Below are 569 nucleotides of genomic sequence, written 5' to 3'. Positions count from 1 at the left end.
GGCGATGACCGTGCCGTCCCTGTGTTCCAGCACGAGGTGTCGGCCGGTGAGGGTGAGGGTGATGTTCTCGGCTGACGGAACGCTGGCGGCCCTGTCCATCAGGCGCCTGAAGCCCTTGTCACAGGCCCTGTGGATCTGCAGTTCGGTCGACTTCCCGGATTCGAGAGAAGTCACTACGCGCATGGTGGTGGGCTCGAGGAACACCATGGCGCGGGGGCCGGGGAGGATGTGGCGGAACCCAGGAAGCAGGACGTCGAGGTTGGAGGTGCCGCCCAGAACGGAGTAGGCGGGGTCGGAGGACACTGCCGTTCGTCCATGGCATGGGGCTGCCTCGTACACGGCGTGCATCGCTGGGTCGGCGAGCAGCTGGGTGCCGGCGGCGGAGATGATCTCCTCGCTCTCGGCCTGGTGCTTGCGATGCACGATTTCCCCGGCCGGCACCGCGAGCCGCGGTGTGAGTCCTTGGTAGAGCCGTTCCCACACGTTGTCCGGATCGTGGGGCTCGGTGAACGTCTTGTCGGTCAGATGCTTCATGAGATCCATGGGCGCGGAGGCCGCGGAGTCGGTGC

General features: G+C 66.4%; 1 protein-coding gene. It reads right to left on the bottom strand.

Features of this window, described 5'->3' with window-relative positions; genetic code table 11:
- Nucleotides 1-534, bottom strand: a 534-nt coding sequence (locus tag CCN56_RS39160; RefSeq protein ID WP_143664796.1) for a hypothetical protein, incomplete at its 3' end; no start/stop codon positions are given.
- Nucleotides 535-569 lie beyond the last annotated feature (35 nt).

It is taken from the genome of Streptomyces sp. NRRL B-24572 (assembly GCF_002156145.1).
GTDB lineage: Bacteria > Actinomycetota > Actinomycetes > Streptomycetales > Streptomycetaceae > Streptomyces > Streptomyces vietnamensis.
The sequence above is the reverse complement of the archived record's forward strand: the minus strand, read 5'-3'. Positions and strand labels throughout refer to the sequence as shown.